13 protein-coding genes and 2 tRNA genes are annotated in these 17,965 nt (G+C 43.7%); 8 read left to right on the forward strand and 7 right to left on the reverse strand.

From position 1 onward, the window contains the following. Positions 1-117 precede the first annotated feature (117 nt). Together ansA and sppA are read right to left on the reverse strand one after the other, a co-directional pair. Entirely contained in the window at positions 118-1,134 is a 1,017-nt protein-coding gene (gene ansA, locus AACW75_RS18555) for an asparaginase (RefSeq protein WP_017072514.1), read from the reverse strand. Between the two features lie 118 nt (positions 1,135-1,252). Further along, a complete protein-coding gene (sppA, locus tag AACW75_RS18560; protein ID WP_145570887.1) occupies positions 1,253-3,103 on the reverse strand; it encodes a signal peptide peptidase SppA in 1,851 nt (616 codons plus the stop codon). A gap of 545 nt (positions 3,104-3,648) precedes the next feature. Here sppA and AACW75_RS18565 point away from each other — a divergent pair. The 3 genes from AACW75_RS18565 (at position 3,649) to AACW75_RS18575 (ending at position 8,518) form a co-directional block, all read left to right on the forward strand. Further along, positions 3,649-5,658: an NADPH-dependent 2,4-dienoyl-CoA reductase gene (locus AACW75_RS18565; protein WP_186437196.1), complete on the forward strand. Its 2,010-nt coding sequence runs from the start codon at positions 3,649-3,651 to the stop codon at positions 5,656-5,658. 223 nt (positions 5,659-5,881) lie between these two features. Continuing rightward, positions 5,882-6,430, forward strand: a complete 549-nt coding sequence (locus AACW75_RS18570; protein WP_017072511.1) for an NAD(P)H nitroreductase — start codon at positions 5,882-5,884, stop codon at positions 6,428-6,430. 126 nt (positions 6,431-6,556) lie between these two features. Further along, complete coding sequence (locus AACW75_RS18575; protein ID WP_135458119.1) at positions 6,557-8,518, forward strand: DNA topoisomerase III; 1,962 nt, start codon at positions 6,557-6,559, stop codon at positions 8,516-8,518. A gap of 60 nt (positions 8,519-8,578) precedes the next feature. Here AACW75_RS18575 and AACW75_RS18580 read toward each other — a convergent pair whose 3' ends face one another. Genes AACW75_RS18580 through AACW75_RS18590 form a run of 3 tightly spaced genes read right to left on the reverse strand, consistent with a single transcriptional unit; the run spans position 8,579 to position 10,425 of the window. Next, entirely contained in the window at positions 8,579-9,580 is a 1,002-nt protein-coding gene (locus AACW75_RS18580; RefSeq protein WP_390903439.1) for a DUF3080 domain-containing protein, read from the reverse strand. A gap of 7 nt (positions 9,581-9,587) precedes the next feature. Further along, on the reverse strand, positions 9,588-10,274 hold the full coding sequence (locus tag AACW75_RS18585) for an SDR family oxidoreductase (RefSeq protein WP_135458121.1): 687 nt from the start codon (positions 10,272-10,274) through the stop codon (positions 9,588-9,590). Positions 10,275-10,299: 25 nt separating this feature from the next. Further along, positions 10,300-10,425, reverse strand: coding sequence for a hypothetical protein (locus AACW75_RS18590; protein WP_261887529.1), 126 nt, complete (start codon positions 10,423-10,425; stop codon positions 10,300-10,302). Positions 10,426-10,535: 110 nt separating this feature from the next. Between AACW75_RS18590 and AACW75_RS18595 the strand changes: the two genes are divergently transcribed. Further along, complete coding sequence (locus AACW75_RS18595; protein WP_145570890.1) at positions 10,536-11,456, forward strand: histone deacetylase family protein; 921 nt, start codon at positions 10,536-10,538, stop codon at positions 11,454-11,456. 65 nt (positions 11,457-11,521) lie between these two features. On the opposite strand, the gene AACW75_RS18600 is transcribed toward AACW75_RS18595, so the two are convergent. After that, positions 11,522-11,612: transfer RNA gene (locus AACW75_RS18600), tRNA-Ser, on the reverse strand. A gap of 325 nt (positions 11,613-11,937) precedes the next feature. On the opposite strand from AACW75_RS18600, the gene AACW75_RS18605 reads away from it, so the two are divergent. The 4 genes from AACW75_RS18605 to AACW75_RS18620 all read left to right on the forward strand — a co-directional run bounded on the left by AACW75_RS18605 (position 11,938) and on the right by AACW75_RS18620 (position 17,279). Continuing rightward, positions 11,938-12,381 (forward strand): RrF2 family transcriptional regulator, encoded by a 444-nt coding sequence (locus AACW75_RS18605; protein WP_004734067.1) that lies wholly within the window; start codon positions 11,938-11,940, stop codon positions 12,379-12,381. 38 nt (positions 12,382-12,419) lie between these two features. Continuing rightward, positions 12,420-13,604 carry an NnrS family protein gene (locus tag AACW75_RS18610; RefSeq protein WP_145570924.1) on the forward strand — a complete coding sequence of 395 codons (1,185 nt, stop codon included), beginning with the start codon at positions 12,420-12,422 and terminating at the stop codon, positions 13,602-13,604. A gap of 747 nt (positions 13,605-14,351) precedes the next feature. After that, positions 14,352-16,241, forward strand: coding sequence for a molecular chaperone DnaK (gene dnaK, locus AACW75_RS18615; protein WP_145570892.1), 1,890 nt, complete (start codon positions 14,352-14,354; stop codon positions 16,239-16,241). Positions 16,242-16,376: 135 nt separating this feature from the next. Beyond that, positions 16,377-17,279 carry a DnaJ C-terminal domain-containing protein gene (locus tag AACW75_RS18620; RefSeq protein ID WP_145570926.1) on the forward strand — a complete coding sequence of 301 codons (903 nt, stop codon included), beginning with the start codon at positions 16,377-16,379 and terminating at the stop codon, positions 17,277-17,279. A 550-nt stretch (positions 17,280-17,829) separates the two neighbouring features. Here the strand turns inward: AACW75_RS18620 and AACW75_RS18625 are convergent. Beyond that, positions 17,830-17,920: transfer RNA gene (locus tag AACW75_RS18625), tRNA-Ser, on the reverse strand. Between the last annotated feature and the right edge of the window lie 45 nt (positions 17,921-17,965).

Below are 17,965 nucleotides of genomic sequence, written 5' to 3' on the forward strand. Positions count from 1 at the left end.
TTGCTAACTAGGAATACATTGTTAACTACGAAAACTGTGGTTAACTAAGAAAATATTGTTAACTGCGAAAATTATTACTAACACGAAGCTCTTGGTTCAACGAATAGCAAAACAAGCTTATAAGCTCATTTCACCACGCAACACTTGTCGCATCTGAGCTTTCACTTCTTCGTAGTTCAGGTTTTGACTTAATAAGTAGTGCAGTTTTGCTAACGCCGCCTCTGGTGTCATATCAAAGCCACTGACTACACCCGCTTCCGCTAGTGCACAACCTGTCGCGTAACCCCCCATGTTGACTTTACCAGCCAAACACTGAGTTAGATTGACCACGATAACACCTCGTTCTGAGGCATCTTTCAGGTGCTGAAGCAGTTCTGGATTTTGTGGTGCATTACCAACCCCAAAAGTAAGCAGAATCATTGCGTTAACAGGCTGTAGAAGCGTGTTACGGATCACTTCGTGTGAGATGCCAGGGTACATAGTGATTACGCCGATTGGTTGCGGAGTAATGTTATGAACCTTGAAAGCCCCTTCAGGTTGTTTGTTTACCTGCACGTTATTGCCAAGTTGGATATTAATACCCGCTTCAAGCAATGGATTCAGGTTTGGAGAAGTAAAGGCATTGAAGCCGTCTGCATGTGATTTTGTGCTGCGGTTACCGCGCATCAATTTGTTGTTGAAAAACAGTGTTACTTCATTGATAGGGTAGTTCGCCGCAAGGTGCAGTGCATTCAACAAGTTTGCTTGCCCATCTGAGCGTAGCTCTGCTAACGGGATCTGAGAGCCCGTTACAATCACAGGTTTGCCTAGGTTTTCTAACATGAAAGACAGCGCCGAAGCGGTGTAAGCCATTGTGTCAGTACCATGCAAGATAACGAAACCATCGTATTTATCGTAGTTCGCGCGGATATCGTCAGCGATAGTTTGCCAATCAAGTGGCGTCATATCTGAAGAGTCCATCAATGGAGAGTATTCATGAATGGTGTATTCAGGCATCTCAGGGCGATGGAACTCGGGCATGCCAGCGAGTTGCTTATCCATAAAACCAGCGACAGGAACATAGCCGTGATCAATAGATTTCTGCATGCCAATTGTGCCGCCGGTGTACGCGATATAGATGTGTTTTCTTTCCATGGCGATTAATACTTAGTGTGATATAGGGAACAGGAGGGCGATTATAGCGAATTATCATGCAATAAAAAGAGGCGCCTCACACAGAGGCGCCTCTTGATTATTGAGTTATTGGTTTAACTTATTGAACTTGGCAGTTTAAGCAAAAGGCGTAACGACCTTGCGGGTCGTTAAAGTTGCCTAACAGCTGGCTATCTTGAGCTAACTGTTGAGTAACAGGCTGTAAACTACTTGGTATCATCGATTGAATATCAAGACCTACCGACATCTGAACTTGATTCATAAATTCCTGAATAAATTGTTCAGTTGTTGAAAGAGGCTCTTCCACCCAGTAGATATTGTAACTTTCTAGCTCGGCAAGTGAAGCGGCTGCCACAATCGCATCATCAAAATCACCGATTTCGTCCACTAGGCCTTTTTGCATCGCATCTTGACCTGTCCATACTCGACCCTGAGCGATCTTATCGACGGCGTTTACTTCCATGCCGCGATTCTCGCCAACTAAGCTGATGAAACGGCGGTAACCATTTTCAATGCCCATTTGGAAAGCGTCTTTAGCACCTTCGCTTAATCCAGTCGTAACACCAAGGCCTGAGAAAGGTGAGGTGCCAACGCCATCAGTATAAACGCCAATACCGTTCAAACCTTTTTCGAAGGTCGTGATCACACTAAAGATACCAATCGAACCGGTTAATGTGGTTGGTTGAGCTAGGATTTTATCCGCGCCCATCGAGATCCAGTAACCACCAGAAGCGGCAAGGCTAGACATCGAAACAACAACAGGCTTACCTGCTTGCTTAATGGCTTCTATTTCATTGCGGATAACTTCAGAAGCAAATGCGCTGCCACCTGGGCTATCGACTCGAAGCACGACAGCTTTCACTTGATCGTCGTTACGAGCTTGGCGAAGTAGCGCTGCAGTTGTATCACCGCCAACAGTGCCACGCGGTTGCTTACCATCCATAATTGCGCCGCTGGCAACAATCACAGCGACATCGTGCGATTCACTTGTTACGTCTGGAAGCATTGTTGTACGGTATTCGTAGTATCCAAACGCGTTGTAGCTGTCTTGACCATCACTACCGAATACTTCAGCAAGCTCTAGTCGTACTTGCTGGCGAGTCGCCAGTTCATCAACTAAACCAAGCTTCTCTGCCAGTTTCGCGATATCGCCATCAACTGACTCAAGAACTTTTAAGAAAGAGTCCATGCTTGGGTTTAGTGTTTTCGCGTCGATCTGACGGTTGTTGCTCACGTCATCGACATACGCACCCCAAAGTTGGCTTAACCAACGAGAAGCGGATTCTTTCGCCGCGTCCGACATGTCATCGCGGATGAAAGGTTCGATTGCAGACTTATAAGTGCCCACACGGAACACATGTGTGTTCACGTCTAGCTTCTCTAATAAGGTTTTGTAGTAAAGCGAGTAAGCGCTGTAGCCTTTAAGGAGCACACCACCATCGGGTGACAGGAAGACTTTATTGGCGTAGCTGGCTAAATAATATTGGCTTTGGTTGTAAAAATCACCCACCGCATAAATAGGTTTACCCGTTGCCTTAAACTCGTTTAGCGCTTTAGCTATGTAACGAAGCTTAGTCAGGTTGGTTTCTGGCAACTCTTTAAGCGCTAGAACGATACCCGTAACGTTTTCATCATCTTTGGCGTAGCGAATCGTTTCAACGATATCAAATAAGACGTTCTCTTTTGGAAGGTCTTTACCAAGCAGTGAGCCTGTCACGGAATCCATCGGGTTAATGTAGCGGCTTTGTTCAACAATCGGACCTGAGAGATTAAGCACTAAAGCCGATTGTTGTGGAACGGTCGGTTGAGCCGTATCCGAGTGGAAGTACACAAAGTAGATGATGGCGATACTGAGTAAAAAGAACAGGTTAACAAGCGCAAGACGCACAAACGTGATGAGCTTCCAAATCCCTTTAAAGATCATGCCTATAAATTTGAATATTTTTTTCATTCTGTCTCCGCAGTGAGATCACGTCGCTTTAACAAGCAGCAGTACTATTAATCTCAATAATATGAACTGCTTAATATCCTACGATAATTCCCTAGCTCAAACTACACCAAGAATTGTTAATCGATATATATTCTCATTAAGTGTAGACAGAATAGGGGCTTTTGATCTTTCGTGGTTAAGTTTTGTTCGAGATAAAATCGTTTTAGGCGCGGCGAAGAGTATGTAGCCTAGTCATTCTAAGCAAATATTCTTCAACAAAGCATAAAACGATTTTAGCCGAACCCTTCGGGCAGCCCTTGTGGTTCATTTCTACTGCTTTATCGGCTTTTCATGTAGGCCAGTTACACGTCAAAGTCTCTTCCTTGTATAAATTGCCCACAAGATGCTGCAAAACCCAGCTCGAAAGGTCAACAGCCCCTAGGACTTTTGAACGATTAATGCGTCCTGCATTATGATCGGTGTTACAAAAATGTAAACGGTTGTTTGAACTTTTGGTGATTGAGTTATATTGTGGTCTGACCACAAGGATAAAAATAATAGAAGTGATGTCTGCCATGTACCCACATTTACTTGAACCACTCGATCTTGGATTTACTCAATTACGTAACCGTGTATTGATGGGATCAATGCACACTGGTTTAGAAGAAAACAAAGAAGGCCTGCACAAACTCGCCGCGTTTTATGAAGAGCGAGCTAAAGGAGGTGTTGGCCTTATTGTTACCGGTGGCTTTTCTCCTAATTTACGTGGCAGATTGACCCCGTTTAGTGCTGAATTCAGTAAAGTTAAGCACGCTAAAGCTCACCAAGTTGTTACCGAAGCCGTGCATAAGCATGGTGGTAAAATTGCGCTTCAGTTGTTGCATGCTGGGCGCTACGCAATGCACCCATTCGCGCAAAGTGCTTCGGGTATTAAAGCGCCAATCGCTAAGTTTGCCCCAAGCGAGATGAGCCCGCGTCAAATTAAAAAGACCATAGGTGCTTTTGCCAATAGTGCGGAGCTAGCTCAAGTTGCTGGCTATGACGGCATTGAGATCATGGGTTCTGAAGGCTACTTGATTAACCAGTTCATCTGTAAGCGTACCAACATGCGTTACGATGAGTGGGGCGGTTCGTATGAAAAACGCATGCGCTTCCCATTAGAAGTCGTCAAATCGATTCGTGAAGCCGTTGGTGATGATTTTATTATCATTTTTAGACTGTCGATGCTGGATTTGGTTGAGCAAGGCAGCACGTTCGAAGATGTTGTACTTCTGGCTCAGAAGCTAGAAGAAGCGGGCGTGACCATTATTAATACCGGCATTGGTTGGCATGAAGCTCGTGTTCCTACGATTGCGACACAAGTACCAAGAGGGGCATTCTCTTGGGTGACGGAAAAAGTTAAACCATACGTGTCTATCCCAGTGGTGACATGTAACCGTATCAACACGCCAGAAGAGGCCGAACGTATCCTCAGCTCAGGACAGGCCGACATGGTATCAATGGCTCGTCCATTCTTGGCTGACCCTGACTTTGTTAATAAAGCCGCTCAAGACCAAGCGCAGTTCATTAATACCTGTATCGGTTGTAACCAGGCTTGTCTTGATAACGTATTCAAAGGCAAAAGAGCGAGTTGTTTGGTGAACCCTCGCGCTTGTTACGAGACTGAAATTGTTGTTCAGCCTGCCCAAGCGACCAAAACCATTGCCGTGGTTGGTGCTGGGCCTGCTGGTTTAGCCTGCGCGACAACGTTGGCACAGCGTGGGCACAATGTTGATCTCATTGAGAAAAATGATCGTATCGGCGGCCAATTCAGATTGGCAATGCAGATACCGGGCAAGGAAGAGTTCAGAGAAACCATTCGGTACTTTGCAAACCAAATCGATGCCTCAGGTGTGAATCTTAAACTCGATACTGAAGCGACGTTTGAGATGTTGTTGAAGTACGATGAAGTTGTGATGGCTGCAGGTGTAGAGCCAAGAAAGCTTGATATTGAAGGCATTGACCAAGAAAACGTGATCGATTATCAAACCTTGATTCGTGAAAAGACACCAGTAGGCGAAAAAGTCGCGATTGTTGGTGCTGGTGGTATTGGTATTGATGTGGCAACTATGCTGACAGAGCCGACTTCTCACAGCTTGGACGACTGGCTGCATGAGTGGGGCATTGATAAGAATATGGAACACCCTGGTGGACTTTATCCTTACCCTGATTCGTTCAGCGATAAAACGGTTTGGGTGATGCAGCGTAAAGCGGGTCGCGTAGGTAAAGGACCGGGCAAAACCACAGGTTGGATTCACAAGCGAACGCTAGAAAAACGTGGTGTGAACCTACTTGGCGGTGTGAGCTACAACAAAATTGATGACCAAGGCCTGCATATTAGCGTTGGCAAAAAAGAACAGGTACTGGATGCCGATTCCGTTATCGTGTGTGCGGGTCAGGTTTCAGTTCGTCCATTCGAAGATATGTGGCAAGAGTTCGGTGGCAAGCTTCACGTCATCGGCGGCGCTGATTACGCGGGTGAACTGGATGCAGTTCGTGCGATTCGCCAAGGTGTAGAGTTAGCGATTAAGCTCTAACAACAAGCAGAGTACTCTCGTTCGATAAGCTGAACTAGATGGGTAAATAAGCTCGAACTAGACAGAGAAATAAGGCTCCTAAGTCATAGATTTAGGAGCCTTTATTGTTTCCAATACTGTTTCAAATATTGTTTAAAATGGACAGCCGTTGAGATTTATTATCGTTTGTATTCTGTGCTACAGTTCAAGTATACAAATAATAAAGAATTAGTAGGGACTTCAAATGGATGCTTTGGATCTATTGCTCAACAGACGCTCAATCGCAAAACTCTCTGATCCGGCACCTGAAGGTGTTGCGTTAGAAAATATCATCAAAGCGGGTTTACGAGCTCCAGACCACGGCGCACTGACACCGTGGCGCTTTGTTATCGCACAAGGTTCAGGGTTACAAAAACTTTCTGACATCTTGGTTCGTGCCGCTGAAGCGGACAAAAGCGAAGAAGCGGTGATTGATAAAGTAAAGAAAGCGCCGTTTCGAGCACCTATGGTTATCACTGTCATCGCAAAAGTGACTGAACACGACAAAGTGCCTGCATTCGAGCAACATTTGTCTGCGGGTTGCGCTGCACAAGCAATGCAAATGGCCGCAGTTGCACAAGGTTTCCAAGGCTTTTGGCGTTCAGGTAAATGGATGTTCCACCCTGAAGTTCATCAAGCATTTGGCCTAGAAGGCGACGACGAAATTGTTGGTTTCTTATACCTAGGCACACCGGGTTGTACACCAATGAAAGCCCCAGAGCGCGACTTCTCAAAATTTGTCGAGTTCTTATAGATCTCTTCAGGGAAATAGCTATAAAACGAATTGTGAATGCTAACTGTATAAACAACCAGTTTTCCTTGATTTATTAGGGCCACATTAGATAATGTGGCCCTAATTGTTTGTAGCATCTGGAAAAACATGTCTCGTCTTATCATTGCTGAAAAACCAAGCCTAGGCCGCGCGATTGCCGCCGCACTACCGAATCCACAGAAGAAAGACCAAGGGTTTATCAAATGTGGCAATGGGGATGTGGTGACTTGGTGTATTGGACACTTATTGGAGCAGGTTGAGCCGGACGCTTATGATGACCGTTATAAGAAGTGGAACTTAGCCGATCTTCCCATCGTGCCGGAACAATGGCAGTTGAGGCCTCGTAAGACGTCAAGCAAACAGCTCACGGTGATCCGAAAGCTATTGAAGGACGCGACACAAATTGTCCATGCGGGTGACCCGGATAGAGAAGGGCAACTGCTAGTCGATGAAGTGATCGACTACTGCAAGGTGTCCAAGGCCAAGAAAGAGTCGATGGACAGGCTGCTGATCAGCGATTTGAACTTACCAGCCGTGAAGCGTGCGCTCTCTCAAATGCGCAGCAATCGCGATTTTATCCCACTGTCTATTTCCGCTTTAGCACGCTCTAGAGCTGATTGGCTGTATGGTATGAACATGACTCGTGCTTACACCTTGCTTGGTCAAAAAGCCGGTTACCAAGGCGTGTTGTCAGTAGGGCGAGTGCAAACCCCTGTACTTGGTTTGGTGGTGAGACGTGATGAAGAAATCGAAAACTTCATTCCGAAAGATTACTTTACTCTGCATGCTTTGATCCCTTATCAAAATAACGGCCAGAGCTTTGATATTCGAGCGCGTTGGAAACCAAGCGAAGCATGTAAACCATGGCAAGATGAAGAAGGCCGCGTGCTCAATCGAAAGCTGGTTGAGAACGTTGCTAACCGAATTACGAACCAACCCGCGACGGTGACGGAATCAGAGCAAAAGCAAAGTAAACAAGCTGCGCCGTTGCCTTATTCGTTGTCAGCTTTGCAAATTGATGCGTCTAAGCGTTTTGGTATGAGTGCTCAACAGGTACTCGACACTTGTCAGTCGTTGTACGAGAAGCACAAACTCATCACTTACCCACGTTCTGACAGCCGCTATCTACCTAAAGATCACTACTCGCAAAGAGAGTCGGTCGTGGATGCTATCGCTAACAATGCGAAAGAGCTACAAAGTGGTGTTCAAGGTGCGGATCTTTCTCTTAAATCAAAAGCATGGAACGACAGCAAGGTTGATGCTCACCACGCGATAATCCCAACACCGAAGAAATCATCGGTGAATGGCCTGTCTGCCAATGAGATGAAAATCTATCAGCAAATTGCTCGTCAGTATCTAATGCAATTCTACCCGTCTGCCATTTTTGCCGATGCCAAGTTAGTTTTTGATATCGCTGGTGGCGTGTTCATTGCCAAAGGACGTCAGCTTATCAATCCAGGTTGGAAAGTGTTAATGGGCAAAACGGATACTGAAGAGAAAGGTGATGGTACGGATACGGTGCCTCCATTAGATAAAGGAACGGTACTCAATTGCCGTGAAGGAATTATTGGAGACAAAAAGACTGAGCCACCAAAACACTTCACGGAAGCGACCTTGCTACAAGCGATGACAGGTATTGCGCGTTTTGTCGCGAACAAAGACCTTAAAGCCATTTTGAAAGAGACCGATGGCCTTGGCACAGAAGCAACCCGAGCGGGTATTCTAGATACTTTATTCAAGAGACAACTGTTAACGCGACAAGGTAAAAGCATCCACAGTAGCCCGGCGGGAAGAGGCTTGATTAATGCTTTACCTGAGGACTCGACCTTTCCCGACATGACGGCTCACTGGGAGCATCAGTTGCAAGGAATGGCTGAACGAAACCAAGCGTATCAACCTTTCATGCAAGCATTAGAAAGTAAGATTGATGGTTTGATGGGTAAAGTGAAAACGGGAGAAGTCCCTGAGTCACTGCGTCATCTTCCTAAAGTGGAAAGACCGGCCTTTAAGCGCCGTAAAGCTGGTGGGACAAGGAAGAAGACTTACGCTAAGAAAGGTACTAAAAGCTAAGAATTAATTGTTAGGAACTGAGATCAACAACTGTCCATTATTTGATATTTGTAGCCGGGATTAACGACCGACTTTGCGCCCGCAGCGCTCAAATAACTTCTGCCAGTAGTCTACATGGCGGCGAGTTGATGTTCGAAAGGCTTGATGTGCATCTTGGATAGGAAAGTAATAACTGTGCAGTTCAGACTGAGCGTCAAACAGGGCAAGTTGCGGGGCTAACTGCTGATAATAGCCATCCAGTTGCGCCATGTAAGGTTGAACCTGACCAATATATTGTTGCTCGAACACATTGTTAAGGTAGCGAAATTTCGTTGTGTCTCGTTGCTTACCGCAGATGATGTTGCCATCAAAAGTTGTCAGCTGTTTAGTGATAGTATCAAGTTCAACCGAAGCACGAGCTAGCGAATAATACAAATCCCCAAGGGTCGAACTCTTCTCTAATACTTCTTGAACCTCAGTGGTCTCGCCGGAAACGAGCGGCGCGTCTAACGCTTTGTTGATATGTTTTAGGGCATCGCTGGTTTGCCGTACCTGATCACCAATATCAGCACGTAACCACTGACTACTGCGCATTTGGGATTGCATTGCCTCACTGGTATAGATGAGGTTCCATTTGTGCAAGGGGAGCTGCGTGAGTTTCTGTTGCTCGATATCTTTCAGTAGTTCAACGATATTGATGTCTAACTCACTAACTGATAGACATTTACCGATACCTTTAATGAGGGCGACTTGATAATCGTAGTTACGAAACTCGTCCGCAACTTTTCCAAGTACGGAGTTTCTTTCCGCAATCAGATTGAACAACCCACACTGACGAAGTTGATAGCTGTCGATAAGCCCGATAGAGAGCGAAGGAACTTCGATAAACAGTTCTCGCTTTCTCGGTAAGCTTTCAAATTCCCAACTGTCTTCCAATTCATCGGCATCTTGTACTCTGGCTATCTTGGTCTGATAGTCATCGAAGATGTCGCCGGGACTATCATTAAAACATCCAGAAAGCGCCATAGTAAGAAAAAATAGTATTAGACGTCTTGGTAAGTTTGAGAGAGGGCGAACATTCATAAAATGACTACCAATCGATTTCAGTGCCATCGAAATTAAAGAAGTGACCACTCACTTCGGTGTTCGATGATTTTATAACGTTGATAAGGCCTGAAGCAGAGGTGTCGGTGTCTATCAAAGCGTTAGGCCCGCCCATTTCGGTCTGTACCCAGCCTGGGTGTAGTGCCAACACAGTAAAGCCGTCTTGGGTTAGGTCGTTACTTAAACTCTTCACAACTGAATTGAGAGCAGCTTTAGACGAACGGTAGATGTAACCACCGCCTGATGTGTTCTCTGTCATACTGCCGACTTTTGAAGACAGACAAGCGATCTTCTTCACATTACCACTTTTGAGCAGAGGTAATAGCGTTTCGACAAGTTTCAGCGGAGCAATAGTGTTGACTTCGAATACACGGCGCCACTCTTCGACATCGGTATTACCCAGCCCATAACCTTTAGGACCATAGTAGCCAGCGTTGTTGATCAAGATATCAATCGGTTCCATTTGCGAAGGGAGTTGGCCTACTGCTTGATAATCGGTTATCTCTAATTGAATACAGGTCAGGTTGCTGTTGTGGTCTGCGAGAGAGAGCAGTTCTTTTGCTGAATTGGCATCACGATAAGTCGCGTACACTTTGTGGTTACCTTTTAAGTACTGCTGGGTTAGGCTCAAGCCAATGCCGCGATTTGCTCCAGTAATGAAAATAACGCTCATGGTGATTCCTTTTTAGTTCAATTAGTTAAGTTTGATGGCTTAACACGAGAAAATCAACGCTCCACCAACTGGCCATTAGCATTCCTACAAAAATCATTACTGCTGCCATTGAGCCGCAGATCACCCCAAAGATGAGTATTAGGCTTTTCATTGGTGTCTCTTTTTGAAAATTAAATTAATGATAACTATTATCATTAATTAAGGTTGTCGCCTAGGCTGAGACTGTTATGATTTTGAGAAAGATACGCAATTAACCTGATTATGATTCCTTTAATTTACCACCCAATCTATTCGCAGTTACCTTTACCAGAAGGTCATCGTTACCCAATCAACAAATATCAGTTGTTACACAGTGCTGTTGAAGCGTTAATGGATAGCGATCCTCTATGGAAGAGCCAGTTTGAAATCTTCCAGCCTACGCCGGTTTCGGTTGAACAGGTAAAACAGGTTCACGATAGTGAGTATGTGGATTTGCTTGTTTCTGGTAATTTGCCCGCGGCCAAAATGAGACGCATCGGTTTCCCGTGGAGTGAACAACTTATTGAGAGAACGCTCTACTCAAGTGGTGGAACCTGCTTGGCCGCTGAAATGGCAATAGAGAGTGGTTTAGCGATTCATTTGAGTGGTGGTTATCATCACGCGCATCATGATTTTGGTAGTGGCTTTTGTTTGTTGAACGATCTGGTGTTAGCGGCAAAACATGCGCTGACCTTTGAACATATCGATAAAGTGCTTATCGTCGACAGCGATGTTCATCATGGCGATGGCACAGCAACTCTTTGCCAAGAGAATGACGACATCATTACTTTGTCGTTCCACTGCGACAAAAACTTCCCTGCACGAAAACCGCTATCTGATTTAGATGTGCCGTTAAGTCGTGAAACAGAAGATAAAGAGTTTCTGCGTTGTTTTGAACAAGTCACTAAGTTAGCGATTGCTCACCATCAACCTGATCTGATTATTTATGATGCGGGGATCGATATCCATCAAGACGATGAATTGGGTTACTTGAATGTTTCGACAAAAGGGATATTTGAACGCGACTGTTTCATGATTGAATTAGCGAAATCAGAGTCTATTCCGATGGCATGCGTAGTCGGTGGCGGATATCGAACTCAGCACCAAGATCTGGTTCCAATTCACATGCAGTTATTGAAGGCGGCATTTGCTGTTAGCAGTTGAGCGGTGAGCTTGTGTGATCTCCAGATACAAAAAAGCCGCTGATTTCTCAGCGGCTTTCTTTAATGTGGTGGAGGGATAGGGATTTGAACCCTAGAACCGCTATTAACGGTTGCCGGTTTTCAAGACCGGTGCTTTCGACCACTCAGCCATCCCTCCAATGGCGCGAATAATATAGGGGTGTGATTCGCTTGTAAATACCCTTATCAACTGACTGCTTTTTTTATGAACAAGTTTGTGCATTTTTATATGGTTAGAGTGAAAATACATCGAAAAATGTTCCTGATCGTTTCGACTTAAGGGATTAGGTATCGTTTGAGGAAGGAAAATGGAGAAATGATAGAATACAACTGATGTGAGGAACGTAATTAGGACCGAAGCCTTAGCTTTTGGTGTGTAGCCACCATTCCTCATTAGGGTTAACTTGCCTTTGCTGCTTATAAGATTCATAATGAATGCATCTTATAGAGTGAAATATCCCACCATGCATATCACACGTTACACTGATTACTCCCTACGAGTGCTGATCTATTTAGCGATCAACAACCAATCTCTTAGCACCATCGGCGACATTGCTAACAGTTATGGTATTTCTAAAAACCACTTAATGAAGATCGTTCAGCAACTCAACCTCAAAGGACATCTGATCGCCACAAGAGGAAAAAATGGTGGTTTGAAACTCAGTTGCCATCCAAGTCAGATCAACATAGGTACGCTAGTTCGAGAGTTAGAAGACAAACGTAACTTGGTTGAATGTTTTGGCGAGGATAATAGCTGTGTCATTACACCAAATTGCCAATTGAAAACTATCTTTGCTGAAGCTCAAGAGTGTTTTTACAAAAGCTTAGATGCTTATAGCTTGCAAGATCTCCTTGGCGAAGGGCACAGCTACAAGCTAGGGCAACTCTTGGCGGTTGAAGTTATTTAAAAGTAAGCAAGTTTTGTTTACTCACTAGGTTTACGATGATGAAAGATTTAAATCAAAACCCCAACAATGGCGTTTCAATGACGGCATTTTTTGAACTCGCGTTTCGACCATTTTTTTTGTTTGCATCACTTTTTAGTATTGCAGCGTTAGTCGGGTGGGCCGCGTTTTGGAATGGCAGCGCAACCTTAAATGTTTATGGTGGCGCAATGTGGTGGCATATTCATGAAATGTTGTTTGGCTTTGCAGCCACTGTCGTGGTTGGTTTTTTACTGACGGCCGTACAAAATTGGACGGGTGTCCGCAGTATTAACGGACGCGGGTTAATGATACTTCTGGCTATCTGGTTGTGTGCAAGAATAGCCATGTTCCTGCCTGAGGTTCTAAGCCTTTGGCTGGTGGCTGGACTCGATTTACTGTTTTTACCTATAGCTGTAATTTATCTTGCTCACAATATTGTCAGTGTGAAGCTTTGGCGAAATCTGTTGTTCATTCCTATTCTGCTGCTTATGACCTTTGCCAATGCAGCGATGCATTATGGTGTTCTATTTCAGCAACCACTCTTAATTTCACAAGCTAGCACAAGCATGGTGCTGTTGGTGACCCTAGTTATGTGCATTATGGGTGGACGAGTTTTTCCTATGTTTACCGCTAATGGCACACAGACACCACGAACCCCTGCATTACCATGGCTTGAAAAGCTGAGCATCGTGAGCACGATTTTCGCTGTTGTGTTGAGCTTTCAGATACTTCCAGTTCCACAAGATCTCATTGCTTTCGTGTTTATTGTCAGTGGCTTGGCAAACGCGCTTAGGGCAGTAAGGTGGAAAATATGGGTCGCTTTTAAGACTCCTCTTGTGTGGTCTTTACACTTAAGCTACTGGGCCATTTCGTTAGGATTGGTCTTGTATGGCGTTTCGATCATTTCACCATTGGTCACGCAATCACAAGCGATTCATGCCTTAACCGTTGGTGGAATGGGAGTGATGATCTTATCTATGATCTCACGTGTCTCTCTAGGACATACAGGTCGAACTATTGCGATTGGTAAAATAATGACTGCGGCATTAATCGCCATTGTTTTTGCCTTTATTGTTCGAGTGTTTGGTGGATACTTTACCCATGATATTGTCTCTATCATCACCTTATCCAGCGCTCTGTGGGTCGCTGCATACAGTTGTTTCGTTGTGTTGTACTTACCAATTCTAATAAAACCAAAAGCTTAAATACTCCAAGATAACAAGTGGGAAATTCGATCAATATTAAAGTTGCATTTAAAATGCATCTTTAATATTATGACCTTACTGAGTTACTTAAATACAACCAAAGAGAACATGATTATGAGCTGTTGTGGCGGATGTGGTGGTTCAAACCACGAAGAAAAAGCAAATGAAGCTGAACAAAAGAAACAAGCAGAGCAGCAAGAGACTAAGCAAGAAAACGCTTAATTCAAGCAGCGCTCAAGCCAAATTTAAAAATCCAGAGACTTCGATGAAGCCTCTGGATTTTTTTCATTTGATTCCCCTTCTTGATACTCAATCAAACTTGATAACTTCACCTCTTCTGTTATTAAGAACTCATAAAACAATGCTAAAACGGCATAAAATAATTATAAACAATCCTGATTAAGCACCTGTTTATAAGGGGTTTTTCAGGGGTTATTGATACTTTACGGTTACATTATGATTTTCCTTTCCTGCTTACTTAAACTTCTTCTCATCAACACAGGGCGATAGGCTGATTTAGGTAACCTTGCTCGCTTAATTACGTAGAGGTACTGCCTCTTTTGTAGTTCGTGTTTTGCGATGAGAAGAATGATGAACATTCAATGAGGCTTTACTCATTGGTTCTCGATCGTCATTACTCAATATATTAATTAGAAATAAGCAGAATGAATTTTGATTTTCCGAAATCAAACTCAAAGTTTTAAAATTTGCACAAGAAATCTTATGCAAATTAATAAGGGTATTATTATGAGTAAAATTATTGGCATCGATTTAGGTACAACTAACTCTTGTGTTTCTGTATTAGATGGAGAGACACCTCGTATTATCGAAAATGCAGAGGGCGAACGTACAACAGCATCTGTTGTAGGGTATACCGATGGTGAGACATTGGTTGGTCAACCAGCAAAGCGTCAAGCTGTAACCAACCCTGAAAACACATTGTTTGCAATTAAGCGTCTGATTGGACGTCGCTTCAAAGATAAAGAAGTGCAGCGTGATATTGAAATCATGCCTTATAAAATCGTAGAAGCGGAGAATGGTGACGCGTGGGTTGAAGCAAAAGGTCAATCAATGTCTGCATCTCAAGTTTCAGCTGAAATTCTAAAGAAAATGAAGAAATCAGCGGAAGACTTCCTAGGTGAGAAGGTTACTGGCGCGGTTATCACAGTCCCTGCCTATTTTAACGATGCACAGCGTCAAGCAACAAAAGATGCAGGTCGTATCGCTGGTTTAGAAGTTAAACGTATTATTAACGAGCCAACAGCAGCTGCACTAGCATACGGTCTTGATAAAAACGAAGGTGACCGCACCGTTGCAGTTTATGACTTGGGCGGTGGTACATTTGATATTTCAATCATTGAGATTGATGAAGCTGATGGCGAAAAAACCTTCGAAGTGCTTGCGACAAATGGTGACACTCATCTAGGTGGTGAAGACTTCGATAACAGAATGATTAATTACTTGGTTAATGAATTCAAAAAAGAACAGGGTATTGATCTTAAGAATGATCCTCTAGCCATGCAGCGTGTCAAAGAAGCGGCTGAAAAAGCAAAGATTGAACTGTCTTCAACTCAGCAAACAGATGTGAATCTTCCTTATGTTACTGCTGATGCTTCAGGGCCTAAACATATGAACGTAAAAGTAACACGTTCTAAGTTGGAATCACTTGTTGATGACCTTGTGCAACGTTCTTTAGAACCATTGAAGGTTGCTTTGGCAGATGCTGAACTTTCTATATCTGATATTGATGATGTCATTTTGGTGGGCGGTCAAACACGCATGCCGATGGTGCAAAAAAAGGTAACAGAATTCTTCGGCAAAGAGCCACGCAAAGATGTTAACCCTGATGAAGCCGTTGCTATGGGTGCAGCTGTACAAGGTGGCATACTTGTAGGTGATGTTAAAGATGTATTGTTACTGGACGTTACGCCGCTATCTCTTGGTATAGAAACCATGGGCGGAGTGATGACCAAACTAGTAGAGAAAAACACAACAATTCCAACAAAAGCGAATCAAATATTCTCTACAGCGGAAGATAACCAAAGCGCAGTGACGATTCATGTCTTACAAGGCGAGCGTAAACAAGCTGGATTAAATCAATCTTTAGGACAATTTAACCTAGAAGGTATTCAATCTGCACCTCGTGGTTTACCTCAAATTGAAGTGACCTTTGATTTGAATGCTGATGGCATTTTAAATGTGTCTGCGACAGACAAGCTAACGGGTCAAGAGCAAAAAATCACTATTCAAGCTTCTGGTGGTTTGAGTGATGCTGAGATTGAGAAAATGGTTCAAGAAGCAGAAGCAAATAAAGAAGCGGATAAAAAATTCGAAGATTTAGTTGTTGCTCGAAACCAAGCGGACCAATTAATTCATGCTACTCGCAAGCAATTAGAAGAAGTAGGCTCAAGCCTGGCTGCTGATGATAAACAACAGATCGAAACAGCGATATCAGAACTTGAAAATGCATGTACTTTGGATGACAAAGAAGCTATTGATAGCAAAACGCAAGCTCTTACTGCTGCAGTGAAAAAATTAACAGAACATACTCAACAACAAGCACAATCAAATGCGAACGACGCACAGTCAAACGTAGATGATGGTGTAGTTGAAGCTGACTTTGAAGAAATGAAATAACAAAGAGCTCAACTGTGAACTTACTTTAAGAAACAGTTGAGCTCTTCATTTTGGAAGAATACCATTGCAGTATTATTTAGCGCGTTAGAGGTCACTCGAGCGCCCTTTTTTCGTCTATTTAGTGAGAAAAAGAGCATGTCCAAAAGAGATTATTATGAAGTGTTAGGTGTCTCTAAGTCTTCCTCGAAAAAAGAAATCAAGAAAGCTTATAAGAAACTCGCCATGAAATATCATCCGGATAAAAATCCAGATGATGCGCGCGCAGAAGAGAGCTTTAAAGAAGTTAAAGAAGCATACGAGATTTTAACCAACGTAGAAAAACGTCAAGAGTACGATAGATTTGGTCATGCTGCGTTTGACAACAGCGGTTCTGGTCAGCGCCAACAACACTCTGCCCAGGGTGGCTTTGAAGATATGTTTGGTGGTGGGTTCAGACAACAAAATCAAGGTTTTAGCGGTGGTGGCTTCGGTGGTTTTGAAGATATCTTTTCACAAGCAAGAGGCGGTGGTCGCGCGCGTCCTAGAAAAGGGCAAGATCTTGAGTTCAATCTGACCGTTGATTTTGTTGACGCGGTAAAAGGGACTGACAAAATCGTTGAACTGCCAATGAATGGGCAGCAAAAGAAGATTAACGTTAAGATTCCTGCTGGGATAAAAGACGGAGAAAAAATCCGATTTTCTGGAAAAGGCGGACTTAGTGCTAACGGTGGACCCGCGGGTGATTTGTTAATCGTCATAAAAACGCGCCCCCACCCAGTATTAAAAAGAGAAGAAAACAATCTAATCTGTACTAGCCATATTGATATGGTAACTGCGGCACTCGGTGGCGAAGTTGAAGTCAATGTATTCGACAATAAATTTAAACTTAAAATGCCCGCAGGCACACAGAGCGGACGCAAATTTAAAATTTCAGGTAGAGGTGTTACCGACCGTAAAGGTGTCACCGGCGATTTATTGGTCAGCATTCACGTAGATACACCGACCCAATTAACGGATCAACAAAAAGAACTTTTAGAGCAGTTCAAAGCAACACTTTAAACGTTTGTCTTTGAAGATACAGGAACTCCCCACTTCAAATAACTGGAGTCAACAATACTCGAACGTGTAAATCGTATAAAGGTGCAGCGAAATCAAGGTGTAGCCTGAATCCTAGAGTGTTGGTAACCATCCTATAAAATAGGTACATATCGAGTTAGAGTTAGAGTTAGAGTTAAAGTCAGAGCGCTAGGTCGTTAGGTCGTTAGGTTCGAATAGGTTGGATTTGAGCAAAAATCGAGTTTGTTAAAGTCAAAAGGCTTAGGAATGAGTCTGCAATGGACTCGCCATTTCGATCCTAGATGAACGTCGTTTAACTCGATGTTCTGAATTGATGGTACGGGTCAGTGCTCCCAAACTTACTGAAACAAACTCTCCGAAGTATGATTGGGTGTGTGGCAATGGTGCTTATGATATGAGAGCCTGTCCACTATGCCTTTAAACTAGATAACGCAACAACGACCTAGGGATTGTGAATGATCAGATCTTAGACGCGATTGATTGTACGCTAGATACAAAAAAGCCGCTGATTTCTCAGCGGCTTTCTTTAATGTGGTGGAGGGATAGGGATTTGAACCCTAGAACCGCTATTAACGGTTGCCGGTTTTCAAGACCGGTGCTTTCGACCACTCAGCCATCCCTCCAGTGGCGTGAATAATATAAGGGGGAGAGTGGCTTGTAAACCCTTA

Source organism: Vibrio sp. L3-7 (genome assembly GCF_963898195.1).
GTDB classification, from domain to species: Bacteria; Pseudomonadota; Gammaproteobacteria; order Enterobacterales; family Vibrionaceae; genus Vibrio; species Vibrio echinoideorum.

Excerpts from the sequence above, each read along its gene's own strand:
- ansA (WP_017072514.1), bottom strand. The coding sequence starts at position 1,134 with ATGGAAAGAAAACACATCTATATCGCGTACACCGGCGGCACAATTGGC.
- sppA (WP_145570887.1), bottom strand. The coding sequence starts at position 3,103 with ATGAAAAAAATATTCAAATTTATAGGCATGATCTTTAAAGGGATTTGG.
- AACW75_RS18565 (WP_186437196.1), top strand. The coding sequence starts at position 3,649 with ATGTCTGCCATGTACCCACATTTACTTGAACCACTCGATCTTGGATTT.
- AACW75_RS18570 (WP_017072511.1), top strand. The coding sequence starts at position 5,882 with ATGGATGCTTTGGATCTATTGCTCAACAGACGCTCAATCGCAAAACTC.
- AACW75_RS18575 (WP_135458119.1), top strand. The coding sequence starts at position 6,557 with ATGTCTCGTCTTATCATTGCTGAAAAACCAAGCCTAGGCCGCGCGATT.
- AACW75_RS18580 (WP_390903439.1), bottom strand. The coding sequence starts at position 9,580 with ATGAATGTTCGCCCTCTCTCAAACTTACCAAGACGTCTAATACTATTT.
- AACW75_RS18585 (WP_135458121.1), bottom strand. The coding sequence starts at position 10,274 with ATGAGCGTTATTTTCATTACTGGAGCAAATCGCGGCATTGGCTTGAGC.
- AACW75_RS18590 (WP_261887529.1), bottom strand. The coding sequence starts at position 10,425 with ATGAAAAGCCTAATACTCATCTTTGGGGTGATCTGCGGCTCAATGGCA.
- AACW75_RS18595 (WP_145570890.1), top strand. The coding sequence starts at position 10,536 with ATGATTCCTTTAATTTACCACCCAATCTATTCGCAGTTACCTTTACCA.
- AACW75_RS18605 (WP_004734067.1), top strand. The coding sequence starts at position 11,938 with ATGCATATCACACGTTACACTGATTACTCCCTACGAGTGCTGATCTAT.
- AACW75_RS18610 (WP_145570924.1), top strand. The coding sequence starts at position 12,420 with ATGAAAGATTTAAATCAAAACCCCAACAATGGCGTTTCAATGACGGCA.
- dnaK (WP_145570892.1), top strand. The coding sequence starts at position 14,352 with ATGAGTAAAATTATTGGCATCGATTTAGGTACAACTAACTCTTGTGTT.
- AACW75_RS18620 (WP_145570926.1), top strand. The coding sequence starts at position 16,377 with ATGTCCAAAAGAGATTATTATGAAGTGTTAGGTGTCTCTAAGTCTTCC.